Below are 13,097 nucleotides of genomic sequence, written 5' to 3' on the forward strand. Positions count from 1 at the left end.
CCCATAAACTCATCATTGCTGCAGCGCCACAGAGCGCGCATGAGATTGGCGAATTGCAGCGGAAGTAGGCGGCCGCTGGTGTCCTCTAGCCAATGGCTGGGAATGCCGGCCTCTTGCAATAAAAGCTCAGGATCGAGTCCGGAATTGATGGCGTGTTGCAGCATGGCTGGCACGACGTGGCCGGAAATGGTCTGATGCAAGGGGTTCATAGCGGCCTCTTGAGCACGGCGTATCGTGTCCCAATTTACAAGTAAAAAAAGCTATAGATCGGGATGATAGCGGTTTTATAGCCAATATGTGTCCGAATTTATCAATTTTCTAGCCGCTTTTCACATTGCCCCAAGGCTCTAAGCTAGCCACACTCGCAGACGTTCAATTCAGCCTGCAAAAAGGTGTGCTATGCATTATCCAACCCTAAATCATGATCTCGGCGACACCATCGATGCTCTACGTGACAGCGTGCGTCAGTTTGTCGACGCGGAGATTCGGCCGCTTGCCGACGCCGTCGATCGTGACAATGAATTCCCTATGCCGCTATGGCGCAAGCTCGGCGATATGGGCTTGCTCGGCATCACCGCACCGGAAGAGTTTGGCGGTGCAGGTCTTGGTTATTTGGCCCACACCGTGGTGGTAGAAGAGATCAGTCGCGCTTCAGCCTCGATTGGTCTGTCGTATGGCGCACACTCCAATCTTTGCGTGAACCAATTAACCAAGAATGGCTCACGCGAGCAGCAGCAAAAATACCTGCCCAAGCTCATCAGCGGTGAGCATGTCGGCGCCTTGGCGATGTCTGAGCCTAATGCTGGTTCGGATGTGGTGAGCATGAAGTTGCGCGCTGATCTGCACGGCGATCATTACGTACTAAACGGCAACAAGATGTGGATCACCAACGGCCCCGATGCCGATGTCTTGGTGGTGTATGCGAAAACCGACGTTAGTGCCGGCTCACGCGGCATCACAGCGTTCATCATCGAAAAAAGCATGCCCGGCTTTAGCACGGCGCAGAAGCTCGACAAGCTCGGCATGCGCGGCTCTAACACCTGCGAGTTAGTGTTCCAAGATTGCAAGGTGCCAGTGGGAAATGTGCTGGGCAGCGTCGGTCGCGGCGTCAATGTCCTGATGTCTGGTCTCGACTTCGAGCGCGTTGTGCTTGCTGGCGGCCCTGTTGGCCTGATGCAAGCATGCCTTGATGTGGTACTACCCTACCTTCATGACCGCAAACAATTTGGTCAGTCCATTGGCGAGTTTCAGCTCATGCAGGGCAAACTCGCCGATATGTATGTTGCGCTCAGCACCAGCAAAGCCTATCTCTACAGCGTGGCGAAAGCCTGCGACCGTGGCGAGACCACGCGTAAAGATGCCGCTGGCGTGATTTTGTACACCGCTGAGCAGGCCACTTGGATGGCCGGCCAAGCTATTCAATGCTTAGGCGGCAATGGCTATATGAACGAAAACCCCTGCGGCCGCTTCTGGCGCGATGCCAAGCTTTATGAAATTGGTGCAGGAACTTCTGAGATTCGCCGCATGCTCATCGGCCGCGAACTTTTTGCCGAAACTCTTTAATTGCAGTCGGAGATTGCCATGAAATCTATTCGTATCGGTTGTGCCTCGGCGTTTTGGGGTGATACCTCCACGGCTGCTGAACAGCTTGTAAGCCACGGCAAACTCGATTATTTGGTGTTCGATTATTTGGCCGAAGTCACCATGTCGATTTTGGCTGTGCAGCGCATGAAAGACCCAGCACAGGGTTATGCGCGCGATTTTGTTGAAGTGATGACGCCATTACTGACGCAGGTTAAAGCGCAGGGTATTAAAGTCATCAGCAATGCAGGTGGCATGAATGTCGGTGCTTGCCGTGATGCCTTAGTAGCTGCAGCGACAAGTGTTGGTATTGAGCTGCGCATTGCCGTAGTTGAGGGTGATGACCTAACCGCGCGCCAAGGCGAGTTCCGCGAAGCTGGCATTACTGAGATGGAAACTGGCTCGGCTTTCCCCGGCATGTTGGTGAGCATGAACGCTTACCTCGGCGCGCCAGCCATTGCCGAAGCGCTGCGCCAAGGCGCCGATGTCGTTATCACCGGTCGTGGTGTCGACAGCGCGGTCACGCTAGGGCCAATGATGTATGAGTTCGGCTGGACTGCCACCGACTACGACAAATTGTCACAAGGCTCGCTTGCCGGTCATATCATCGAATGTGGCGCGCAATGCACTGGCGGCAACTTTACTGATTGGCAAACCGTCTCCAATGGCTACGAAAACATGGGCTTCCCCTTTGTCGACGTACGCGAAGATGGCTCATTCCTCGTCGGTAAGCCCGAAGGCACTGGCGGTGCCGTCACGCTCGGCACCGTCGGTGAGCAAATGCTTTATGAGATTGGCGACCCGCGCGCGTATTTATTGCCCGATGTGCGCTGCGACTTCACCACCGCACGCCTCAGCCAAGTCGGCAAAGACTCTGTCTTGATCGAAGGCGCTACCGGCTATGCGCCGCCAGACACGTATAAAGTTTCTGGTACTACGCCACGTGGTAATCGCATCACTTCAACCTTTTTAATGGGTGGTCGCGAAGCGCCAGCCAAAGCTCAGCGTGTTGCTGACGCATTAATTAAAAAGTGTGAAGCGCTATTTTCCAGCAAAGGCTGGGGTCCTTTCACCGAAACATCGGTAGAGCTGCTGGGTGCTGAGTCGATGTATGGCGCTAACGCGCGCGAAGGCGCATTGGCCACGCGTGAAGTCATTGTGAAAATTGCCGCTAAGCACAAAGAGAAAGCAGCCTTAGTGTTGTTCTCAAAAGAATTGGCACAAGCTGCAACTGGCATGGCGCCTGGCCTTACCGGATATTTCGGCGGCCGCCCCAGCGTGCAGCCGGTGGTGCAGCTATGGTCATGCAAAGTGCCGAAGCGTGATGTCACTATTACCGTAGATTTTGAAGGCGTGCGCACTCCGATTGTGGTCGAAGAAGGCCTGCCATTTGATGCGAGCCAGCTCGCGCCACAAGCCGCTGGTGAGGTGTGGGCTGCCACGACAGACGCTGTGAAAGTGCCACTGATTCGCTTAGCGGTTGCTCGCAGCGGCGATAAGGGCGATCACGGCAATATCGGCGTCATGGCGCGCAAACCAGAGTATGTGAAGTACCTGCGTGCGACGCTCACCGAGGCTAATGTTTCTAAGTATTTTACCCACACGTTGGCTGCTAATAGCACCGTGTCGCGCTGGGATTTGCCGGCTAGCAACAGCATGAACTTCCTGCTCAAGCATGCCTTGGGTGGCGGTGGTATCGCCTCATTGCGTACTGATCCGCAGGGCAAATGCTTTGCGCAAATGCTGCTCGACTACGACATTGCCGTGCCAGCCGAGTTGGCTGCTAGCTTGCCAACGATCAATGAGCCTGTGAGCGGCTGAGCGCTTTTTAAAAGCACTGGCGGCACTGACAGAAGAGATTATTTATGACTATTTTAGAATCGCGAATTAACCCGCAAGACGACACCTTCAAGGCCAATCGAGAAGGCATGTTTGATGCCATCAATGCCTTACGTGCAGTCGAAAGCTCGGTGATTGCCACCGAAGAAAAGGCCCGTGCGAAATACCATAAGCGCGGGCAGATGCTGCCGCGCGAACGTGTGCATTTACTGCTAGATCGTGGCTCGCCATTTATGGAATTGTCGACGCTTTGCGGCTACAAAATGCATGACGATAAAGACGGCTCGCTGGCGGGCGGCAATACCATCGCTGGCATTGGTTATGTAGAAGGCGTGCGCTGCCTGATCGTGGCGTCAAACAGCGCCATCAAAGGCGGCACCATGACGCCATTTGGCGTGCAAAAAACCTTACGCTTGCAAGAAATTGCTCTGCAGCAAAAGCTACCAGTGGTCTCCCTCATTGAGTCTGGCGGTGCCAACCTGATGTATCAGGCTGAGCTGTTTATCCCGGGTGGTAAAACCTTCGCCAACCAAGCGCGTTTGTCGGCGGCAGGCATTCCGCAAGTCACTGTGGTGCATGGCTCGTCAACCGCCGGCGGTGCGTATATGCCTGGTCTGTCGGACTACGTGGTGATGGTGCGCAAGAAAGCTAAAGTATTTTTGGCCGGCCCACCATTGCTGTTGGCGGCGACTGGTGAGATCGCTATCGACGAAGATTTGGGTGGCGCCGAGATGCACACCCAACAAGCTGGGACGGCAGAATTTTTGGCTGAGAGCGATGCTGACGGTATTCGTATTGCGCGGGAAATTGTCCGTGGCCTGCATTGGAATGCCGACAAACCCGATGTGCCACGCTTAGCTGCTAAAGCACCGCGCTATGACATCGATGAGCTCTGCGGCGTGGTCTCTAGCGATTACCGCAAACCGTTCGATTGCCGCGAAGTCATCGCTCGCTTGGTTGATGACTCCGAGTTTCTTGAATTTAAGTCCGAATACGACAAGCAAACCGTCTGTGGCCGAGCCGTGATTGATGGTCATGCGGTTGGCATTATTTCCAATAACGGCCCGATCACCACCGCAGGCGCGACCAAGGCTGGGCAGTTTATTCAGCTTTGCTGCCATGCCAATGTGCCGATTATTTATCTGATGAACACCACCGGCTATATGGTCGGCACGGCCTCAGAGCAGGGCGGCATTGTTAAGCATGGCTCGAAAATGATTCAGGCCGTGGCCAATGCCACCGTGCCGCAAATCACGCTGGTGATGGGTGGCAGCTTTGGGGCTGGCAACTACGGCATGTGTGGTCGCGGCTTTGGCCCTCACTTCATTTTCGCATGGCCCAATTCGCGCACGGCCGTGATGGGTGGCGAGCAAGCTGCAAAAGTAATGTCGATCATCACGCGTGAAAAATGGATCAAGCAAGGCAAGGAAATTGGTGAGCAGGAAGAGGGCATGTTGAAAATGCTGGAGATGCAAATCATTAATAAATTTGACGAAGATTCGCATCCATTTGCAGCCTCTGCGCGTCTGTTCGACGACGGCATTATTGATCCGCGCGACAGCCGCCGCGCCCTAGCATTGACCTTGTCGGTGTGCCGCGAGTCTCAGCGTCGTGAGTTGCGCCCTAATAGCTTTGGCGTTGCCCGTTTCTAAGGCGCTGAGAAGGAGAAATTTATGTTACCTAGCTGCCAATTTTTACATCTTAGCCATGATGAAAGCGCCGGCATTTTGCGCGTTACGCTAAACCGTCCTGATGCACGAAATGCACTCACTGTGGAGATGCTTGCCGAGCTTATCGCGTTGTTTGAGCACTTAAAGACCCGCGATGATTTACGCGTGGTACTGATGCGCGGTCACGGTGGCCACTTCTGCGCTGGTGCTGACTTAAAAGGCGTTTTTGGCGATGCGCAAAAGCCGGTAGTCGCCGGTGAAAAAGACCCTGTAGTGACCATGAATCGCGCTTTTGGCGAGATGCTGCGCGTGGCTGAGCGCATCCCGCAAGTACTGATTACTGTGCTCGAAGGCGGCGTGCTGGGCGGTGGCTTTGGTCTGGCTTGCGTGTCAGATATTGCCCTTGCACATCAAGCGACCAAGTTCGGCATGCCAGAGACATCACGTGGCTTGCCGCCCGCGCAAATCGCGCCCTTTGTGGTGCAGCGCATTGGGCTCACGCAAGCGCGCCGTTTGTGCTTAACCAGCGCACAGTTTAATGGCGATGCGGCGTTGCGCTACGGTCTTGTCCACGACGTATTTGCCGATGAAGCCGCGCTCAATATCTTGCTCGCCGATACGCTAAATCAAGTATTGCGCTGCGCTCCAGCAGCGAATGCGCGTACCAAAGAGATTTTGCTCAGCGTCGGTCATATTGACCCCGATGAAGTGCTGGATAACGCCGCGATGCATTTCGCCGCTTGCGTGCGCAGCCCGGAGGCGCCGGAGGGTATTGGCGCCTTTTTGCAAAAGCGCCAAGCCAACTGGGCTCATACCTTTACGGCCGATGATGTGGCGCAGGCGCAAGCCGCTATCACTCAAGACATCACAGAAAAGAATGTTCAGGAGACGGCACAATGAGCCGCTTTGATACCGTATTAATTGCCAACCGTGGCGAGATTGCCGCACGCATTATTCGTGGCTGCCGCCGCCAAGGCTACACAACAGTCGCGGTTTATAGCGATGCCGATGCGCAGGCGCGCCATGTGCTAGAAGCCGATACCGCCGTGCGTATTGGTCCTGGCCCGGTGGGCGAGTCGTATTTGTCCATTGAGAAATTGATTGAAGCGGCAAAAGCCTCTGGCGCTGGCGCGATTCATCCTGGCTATGGCTTTTTGTCGGAGCGCCACGATTTCGCGCAAGCCGTGCAAGATGCTGGCCTTGTGTTTATCGGGCCAGATCCCGATGCCATCGAAGCCATGGGCAATAAAAGCGCGTCGAAAGTGCGCATGATTGCCGCCAATGTGCCGTGCGTTCCAGGTTATCAAGGCGCTGGCCAAGAAGATGATTTGCTGGTGGCTGAGGCCATCAAAGTCGGGCTGCCGGTGATGGTCAAAGCTGCTTCCGGTGGCGGTGGCCGCGGCATGCGTTTGGTGCATGAGGAGTCGGAATTAAAAGCGGCGATCCAGTCGGCGCGTAGTGAAGCCACTAACGCCTTTGGCGATGGCCAGCTGCTTATCGAGAAGGCTGTTCTCAATGCTCGCCATGTCGAAATCCAGATTTTTGGTGATCGCCACGGCACGGTAGTGCACTTAGGCGAGCGCGATTGCTCAGTGCAACGCCGCAATCAAAAAGTTATTGAAGAGGCGCCATCGCCTGCGGTTAGCAGCGAGTTACGTGCACGTATGGGCGAGGCTGCCGTTGCCGCCGCTAAGGCTGTGAATTATGTCGGCGCGGGCACGGTGGAGTTTATGCTCGCGGCCAATGGCGAGTTCTATTTTCTTGAGATGAACACGCGCTTGCAGGTTGAGCACCCCGTCACCGAAATGATTCATGACGTTGATTTAGTGGCCTGGCAGCTCATGGTGGCCAATGGCGATCCGCTGCCGATGACGCAGGCTGAGATTGATGCCCGTCGCCACGGTCACGCCATCGAAGTGCGTCTGTGCGCCGAAGATCCGGCCGCGGGTTTCTTGCCGCAAACTGGTCGCGTATTAACCTGGCATACGCCCTCTGGCGATGGCTTGCGCGCTGATCATTGCCTGATTGAAGGTGGTGTTATCTCGCCATTTTATGACTCGCTGCAAGGCAAGCTCATGGCTTGGGGCGAAACGCGCTTGCAAGCCATCCAAAAGCTCATTGCCATGCTTGGTGATACCGCACTGCTGGGTTTGGCGAGTAACCGCGATTTTCTCATCGAGCTGTTATCGCAGCCTGAGTTTCAAGGCCCGGGCGTGACCACCGGATTTATTGCTGACCAATACCCCGCTGAGCGCATCAAAGCCTTAGGCGAGCCTGACCATGTGCATCAAGCTTTAGCCGCTGCGTTGATGGTTGAGAGCGATGCACTGGCGCTGCAAAAAGCCAACGATCTCGATGCCAGTTTACTGAGCTGGCATAGTGCCAACACCGCACCGCTGGTGATGAAGCTCGCGCGTGGCGAAAAAACCGCTGTGCTCGAAGTTGAGTGCCTGCCCAATCGCGAATACCGCACTGACATCATCACCACGCAAGAAGAGGAAGATGAGGCCGCGCGCTCAGTGCGCTTGCTCAGCATCGATGGTTCGCGCGTGAGCTATGTTTCTGAAGGTCGCCGCTTGCAGGCGCATTTTGCTCGCAATGGCAGCCAGCTTTGGCTATCCACGCCGACCTGCACCGCTTGCTATGAAGATGTGACGTATCAACCTGAGCAAGGTGCTGAAGCGGGCAGCGATGGTCGCATTCTGGCGCCTATCGACGGCAAGGTGATGACGGTCTCTGTTGTTCCCGGCCAAGTCGTCGCCAAAGGTGAGCTGCTTTTAGTACTAGAAGCCATGAAAATGGAATTCCGCCTACAAGCGCCGGTAGCGGGCACGGTGGAGCTAGTGAATGCCGGTGTCGGCGCGCAGGTCGCATTGCGGCAGCTGATTGTTCAAATCACGCCTGATGAGGTGCCTGCCGAGTAGAAATATCGAAGCGCTTGTCGCCGTGCTAATGCTATTAAAATATAGAAGCACGGCTCAAGCTACGCTGTTGCAATCTGCATAAATACAACTTATGTTCGATCCAAAGAATAATAAGAGTAGTTTGCTATGCGTAGCACCCCAGCATTCGTTATTTTGGCGCTCAGTGCAGCGCTAGCCGCCTGCGGCGGCTCATCAGATTCAAACGCTATTGCGACACAAAACCCCGAAGCCGCCAAAGAAGACACTTCACCGCTCGCAGCACTAAGTGCCATTCCATTAGTTGGCGGTGTCTTGGGTGATGTCGCCGGTGGCGTGCCCGATGACCCGAAATGTGGCAGCTACTCTTCACCATCAGCCGAGTTTGCCGCCTGTGAGGCAAAGAACTTTGCACGAGTAAGCGAAGCGCCTCGCGAAGAGTTAAGCAATCCTATCTTTGTTCAGCGCTTACTTGAGTTAGGGCTAGCCAACACCGCTGATTACATGACGCGTGGCCTCAGCGACCCGAGCCGACTGCTGCTTAGTCCGCCAATGAGTGTGTCGCTTAATACGCCGTTTACGCCTTTATGTGCAACGTATGCATTGCCTTGCTCAGGCGACCCGTTTCGCTATCCCGACATCGATCCGTTTTATAAAAATGAAGCCGTTGTAGAGAAGATCGACTTCTATGATCGTGACTGTGCGCGTTTGTCTGGTCGTGTTTGGCGTCCAATTAACAGCAATGGCAAGCTATTACCGACTGTAGTTATTGAGAATGGCTCTGTGCAGGCACCCGAGCCACTTTACTGGTGGATGGCGCAAGCCTTGGTTCGTAGCGGTTACGCGGTAATGACATTTGATCCGCGTGGCCAAGGCCGGTCTGACCAGCAAACACCGGCATTTGGTCAGGGCACGAATATCAATCCCGCCGTATTTTGGGAAGGCTTGGTTGATGCCATCGATTTTTTCCGCTCCACACCAGAGCAGCCATATCCGCATAACGCGACATGCCAAGCTAGCTATCCTTCGGCGGTGACGGCGTTCAACCCACAATACGCCGTACAAGATAAAGACCGCTTAGGCATCGTTGGGCACTCTTTGGGTGGTACAGGGGTCAGCGTTGTGCAGTCATACGGAGCCACGGGTGCTGATCCATGGCCCGGCCTCATGGACGCCGAAAATCCTGTCGATGCAGTTGTTGCATGGGATGGTCTGGCTACGCCAGGCGCTGATGGTGGAGGCTTTATTCCAAGCATGAGCGAGCGGCCGCCTGTGGTGCCGCGCGTGCCTAGCATGGGGCAAAACAGTGAGTACGGTCTTGCGCCTATGCCCAACTTGCAAACTCCTGATCCTGCAGAGAAACTCGGCCCATTCCGCGCTTGGCAGGCAGCGAGTGTGCCGGTGTATGAGTTCACTATTCGTGGCTCAACGCACTATGAGTGGTCATTGATTCCGCTATTCCCGGCGACGTCGTGGTGCCCCGAGGTTGTCGATAACAAGTGTGTTGGTGGCTGGGGTCGGCCGATGGCTGAGTTCTTTAGCATGGCTTGGCTAGATCGCTGGCTAAAGCGCAGTGGCGAGGCGGGATTTTCTGACGCCGATGCGCGCTTGCAAAGCCAGAGCTTCAATGAACGCTTAAGCTTTTATTCACGATCGGCTCGGGATTATCCGGCTAAATCGGGCCAGCGCGTGCATTGCGAAAACTTACTAGAGGGCTGTGCGCCATGAAGACGTATGGCAAGCGCTTTGGTTTTATGAATAATCCCGCTGTTGCCGCTGAGATTGCCAGTTTAGATGCAAAAAAAGACTGCCAGCGTATTGCTCATTTGCTCACAGCCTATGAGTTTTCATGGGATCTGACGCGCTCGCTAGAGGTCGCACTTTTTTACACTTACGGCAGCGACACAGTAGCCAGCCTGCTCGATAAAACCGGTGAGTTTGAGGCTCATGGGCAAAAGCGCTATGACGACACGCGCTTACTCATCGCCCATTTTATGGATACGGGCTGGGAGCACGGCGAGGGTGCTCGTGCCTTAGAACGCATGAATAAAACGCACAGCAATTACCGCATTCCGCAAGACGATTTTCATTTTGTGCTCTGGACCTTCATCGATTTCCCCATCGAATGGATGGCTAATTACGCACGCCGCGCCATGACAGCGCACGAGCAGCAAGCATGGTTTAACTTTTGGATAGGTATTGGTGAGCGCATGGGTCTGACAAATTTACCCGCTACCAAAGCCGAGCTTGATGCTGCTGTTGATGCCTACTGCCAGCAACACATGGTGCCCAATACGGCCTCCGCACGCGTAGCCGCTGCGACCGTACGCATCATGGAAAACTGGCTGCCTAAGCCGCTGCGTGGGCTTGTTAATCCGTCGGTCTATAGCCTGATGGAAGATGATCGCTTCATCGCCGCCGTGAGCCAACAACGTCCATCAAAAGCTTTCGCCACGATGGTGCGCAGTAATTTGAAGTTGCTTGGCAAAGTACGCAAGGTTTGGGCCATTGGTGCCTATCCACAATCGGTAAAAAGTACGCTCAACCGTACCTACCCAGGCAATCAATACGAGATCGAGCAATTACAGCCTGTGCACTTGCAGCGCCGTGAAGCGCGCGCTGTAGACAATGCGGTAGACTAAGTCGGTTTAGAGCAAATCGGAGCGCATCCATGCGCAGCGTATCGCTACATCCCATTGCCATCGTTTTATTAATCTTACGCGTTGCTGCAGTGAGCGCGTGGTTGGTTGGCGAGCTGCATTGGGGCTCGTTAATGGCGGGTATTACCGCTGTGCTGGGCTCGCTATATTTTCCATTGGTTGCCACTATTTTAGGCTGCATCGGCGCTGTGCAAGTTTGGGGCTGGCCAATTTGGGTGGCAGTGCTCGTGTTTTTGCCCGGGCTGGTGTTATCTATTGCGGCGCTGCTCGGCATTGGCGCGGCAGGCTTTATGGCTTGGCGCAAACCGGAAGTGCGGCAGGCGTTTCGTTGGGCGAAGGGCCAGCGTGCTCAACAAGAGCGCTATAGCGCTGGTTCGGCAACTCAATCGGAAGATGAGCCTACTTATACCAATCGCCGCCCAAAGCAGCCCGCGAGTGGTCGTACGCTAGAAGGCGAGGTGATTAGTTCGCGAGTTGATCCTCCAAGCTAAGCTTTTATTTAGCAATGAAAAAGGCCTGCATTAGCAGGCCTTTTTGTTTAAACACATCGTCACACCATAGCGATATAAAGCGCCGCTGTGGGGTGACGAAGCTTATGCTTTTAAGCGTTCAATCAAGCGATCTTTCGCTTCTACCAATTCTTTTGGCAAGTTGTGCGCAAGCTTTTCAAACAGCTCTTCATGCAGCTTGATTTCGATATCCCAGTCCGCTTTGTCGAGGCTGATAACTTGCTCAAATAGCGGTTGAGCAAAGTCTAGGCCATTCCAGCGAATGTCTTGGTAGCGTGGGCTGATGCCCATGGCATGTTCTGTGCCTTCAGCTTCTTCTTCGATGCGATCGATCATCCATTTCAGAATGCGCGTGTTTTCGCCAAAGCCTGGCCAGATGAACTGACCGTCAGCATCTTTACGGAACCAGTTGGTCTTGTAGATGCGCGGCAGCTTAGCGCCGGCGGCTTCAAGCTTGGCACCAAGGTTTAACCAATGTTGGAAGTAGTCGCTCATGTTGTAGCCGGCGAATGGCAGCATGGCGAATGGGTCGCGGCGGACAACGCCTTGAGCGCCAAACGCAGCAGCCGTTGTTTCTGAGCCCATGGTAGCGGCCATATAAACGCCCTCAACCCAGTTGCGTGCTTCAGTCACGAGCGGCATGGTGTTGGCGCGACGACCACCGAAAATAAAGGCATCAATAACAACGCCATCGGGGTTATCCCATTCGCTATCGAGCGCAGGGTTGTTAATTGCGGAGACTGTGAAGCGTGAGTTCGGATGCGCAGCTTTGCGGCCGCAATCTGGCGTCCAGTCATTGCCCTGCCAGTCAACCAAATGCGCTGGAGCGGCGCCCAAACCTTCCCACCAAACATCGCCGTCATCGGTGAGCGCGACGTTGGTGAAAATCACGTCTTTGTTCAGCGACAGCATACAGTTTGGGTTGGTTTTCATATTGGTGCCGGGAGCAACACCAAAGTAACCGGCTTCTGGGTTGATAGCGCGGAGCTGGCCCTTGGCATCTGGTTTGATCCAAGCAATGTCGTCGCCAATAGTGGTGACGTCCCAGCCAGGCATGCCTGCTGGTGCAATCAGCATGGCGAAGTTGGTTTTGCCACAGGCCGATGGGAAAGCAGCGGCCACGTGATATTTTTTGCCTTGTGGATTGGTCACGCCAAGGATGAGCATGTGCTCGGCTAGCCAGCCTTCGTCGCGGCCCATGGTGGAGGCGATGCGCAACGCGAAGCATTTTTTGCCAAGCAGGGCGTTGCCGCCGTAGCCAGAGCCGTAAGACCAGATTTCGCGAGTCTCGGGGTAATGCACAATGTATTTTTCAGTTGGGTTGCATGGCCAAGCTACGTCGGCTTGACCAGGCTGCAAAGGAGCGCCAACAGTGTGCATGCAAGGTACGAAATCGCCATCGGCGCCGAGCACATCAAACACAGGGCGGCCCATGCGGGTCATTTTCTGCATATTCACGGCAACATAGGCGCTGTCGGAAAGCTCAATGCCAATGTGGGCAATCGGTGAGCCTAATGGGCCCATGGAGAATGGCACTACGTACATGGTGCGGCCAGCCATACAGCCATCAAATAATGGGTTCAGAATGGCGCGCATTTCAGTTGGCGCTTTCCAGTTATTGGTTGGGCCGGCGTCTTCTTTTTTCTCGGAGCAAATGAAGGTGCGATCTTCAACGCGGGCGACGTCGGATGGGTCGGTCCAGGCTAAATAAGAGTTGGGGCGTTTTTCGGCATTAAGTCGCTTGAAGCTGCCGGCGGCGACTAAGGATTCGCAGAGAGCATCGTATTCGGCGTCGGTGCCATCGCACCAATGAATAGCGGCAGGCTTGCAGAGAGCCGCCATTTCAGTGACCCACGCCACCAGGCGTGCGTGTTTGACGTAGGCGGGGGCATTTATGGCGACGTGTGTCATGACAACTCTCAAGGACAGGGGAATGGC

Annotated in this window: 10 protein-coding genes; 8 read left to right on the forward strand and 2 right to left on the reverse strand. The window is 54.8% G+C overall.

The genetic code is table 11. The features are described from left to right. Window positions 1-209 (reverse strand): AraC family transcriptional regulator ligand-binding domain-containing protein (locus AC3DKE_RS05595; RefSeq protein ID WP_487990193.1); only part of this gene is annotated, 209 nt, incomplete at its 3' end. 190 nt (window positions 210-399) lie between these two features. Between AC3DKE_RS05595 and AC3DKE_RS05600 the strand changes: the two genes are divergently transcribed. The 8 genes from AC3DKE_RS05600 to AC3DKE_RS05635 all read left to right on the forward strand — a co-directional run bounded on the left by AC3DKE_RS05600 (window position 400) and on the right by AC3DKE_RS05635 (window position 11,141). Continuing rightward, a complete protein-coding gene (locus AC3DKE_RS05600) occupies window positions 400-1,563 on the forward strand; it encodes an isovaleryl-CoA dehydrogenase (protein WP_487990194.1) in 1,164 nt (387 codons plus the stop codon). Window positions 1,564-1,581: 18 nt separating this feature from the next. Further along, window positions 1,582-3,402 (forward strand): acyclic terpene utilization AtuA family protein, encoded by a 1,821-nt coding sequence (locus AC3DKE_RS05605; protein WP_487990195.1) that lies wholly within the window; start codon window positions 1,582-1,584, stop codon window positions 3,400-3,402. A gap of 44 nt (window positions 3,403-3,446) precedes the next feature. Next, window positions 3,447-5,072, forward strand: coding sequence for an acyl-CoA carboxylase subunit beta (locus AC3DKE_RS05610; protein ID WP_487990196.1), 1,626 nt, complete (start codon window positions 3,447-3,449; stop codon window positions 5,070-5,072). Window positions 5,073-5,093: 21 nt separating this feature from the next. Further along, window positions 5,094-5,990, forward strand: coding sequence for an enoyl-CoA hydratase/isomerase family protein (locus tag AC3DKE_RS05615; protein ID WP_487990197.1), 897 nt, complete (start codon window positions 5,094-5,096; stop codon window positions 5,988-5,990). After that, window positions 5,987-8,014: an acetyl/propionyl/methylcrotonyl-CoA carboxylase subunit alpha gene (locus AC3DKE_RS05620; RefSeq protein WP_487990198.1), complete on the forward strand. Its 2,028-nt coding sequence runs from the start codon at window positions 5,987-5,989 to the stop codon at window positions 8,012-8,014. Before AC3DKE_RS05615 ends, AC3DKE_RS05620 begins: the two co-directional genes overlap by 4 nt. 126 nt (window positions 8,015-8,140) lie before the next feature. Continuing rightward, window positions 8,141-9,718 (forward strand): alpha/beta hydrolase family protein, encoded by a 1,578-nt coding sequence (locus tag AC3DKE_RS05625; protein ID WP_487990199.1) that lies wholly within the window; start codon window positions 8,141-8,143, stop codon window positions 9,716-9,718. Beyond that, window positions 9,715-10,632, forward strand: a complete 918-nt coding sequence (locus AC3DKE_RS05630) for an oxygenase MpaB family protein (protein ID WP_340675996.1) — start codon at window positions 9,715-9,717, stop codon at window positions 10,630-10,632. Before AC3DKE_RS05625 ends, AC3DKE_RS05630 begins: the two co-directional genes overlap by 4 nt. Before the next feature lie 29 nt (window positions 10,633-10,661). Then, window positions 10,662-11,141, forward strand: coding sequence for a hypothetical protein (locus AC3DKE_RS05635; RefSeq protein ID WP_487990200.1), 480 nt, complete (start codon window positions 10,662-10,664; stop codon window positions 11,139-11,141). 102 nt (window positions 11,142-11,243) lie between these two features. Here AC3DKE_RS05635 and AC3DKE_RS05640 read toward each other — a convergent pair whose 3' ends face one another. Then, window positions 11,244-13,070 carry a phosphoenolpyruvate carboxykinase (GTP) gene (locus tag AC3DKE_RS05640; protein WP_340675998.1) on the reverse strand — a complete coding sequence of 609 codons (1,827 nt, stop codon included), beginning with the start codon at window positions 13,068-13,070 and terminating at the stop codon, window positions 11,244-11,246. Between the last annotated feature and the right edge of the window lie 27 nt (window positions 13,071-13,097).

This window comes from Paraperlucidibaca sp., assembly GCF_982810325.1.

Bases quoted from the DNA above. Each gene is read 5' to 3' on its own strand.
- AC3DKE_RS05600 (WP_487990194.1), top strand. From the start codon at position 400: ATGCATTATCCAACCCTAAATCATGATCTCGGCGACACCATCGATGCT.
- AC3DKE_RS05605 (WP_487990195.1), top strand. From the start codon at position 1,582: ATGAAATCTATTCGTATCGGTTGTGCCTCGGCGTTTTGGGGTGATACC.
- AC3DKE_RS05610 (WP_487990196.1), top strand. From the start codon at position 3,447: ATGACTATTTTAGAATCGCGAATTAACCCGCAAGACGACACCTTCAAG.
- AC3DKE_RS05615 (WP_487990197.1), top strand. From the start codon at position 5,094: ATGTTACCTAGCTGCCAATTTTTACATCTTAGCCATGATGAAAGCGCC.
- AC3DKE_RS05620 (WP_487990198.1), top strand. From the start codon at position 5,987: ATGAGCCGCTTTGATACCGTATTAATTGCCAACCGTGGCGAGATTGCC.
- AC3DKE_RS05625 (WP_487990199.1), top strand. From the start codon at position 8,141: ATGCGTAGCACCCCAGCATTCGTTATTTTGGCGCTCAGTGCAGCGCTA.
- AC3DKE_RS05630 (WP_340675996.1), top strand. From the start codon at position 9,715: ATGAAGACGTATGGCAAGCGCTTTGGTTTTATGAATAATCCCGCTGTT.
- AC3DKE_RS05635 (WP_487990200.1), top strand. From the start codon at position 10,662: ATGCGCAGCGTATCGCTACATCCCATTGCCATCGTTTTATTAATCTTA.
- AC3DKE_RS05640 (WP_340675998.1), bottom strand. From the start codon at position 13,070: ATGACACACGTCGCCATAAATGCCCCCGCCTACGTCAAACACGCACGC.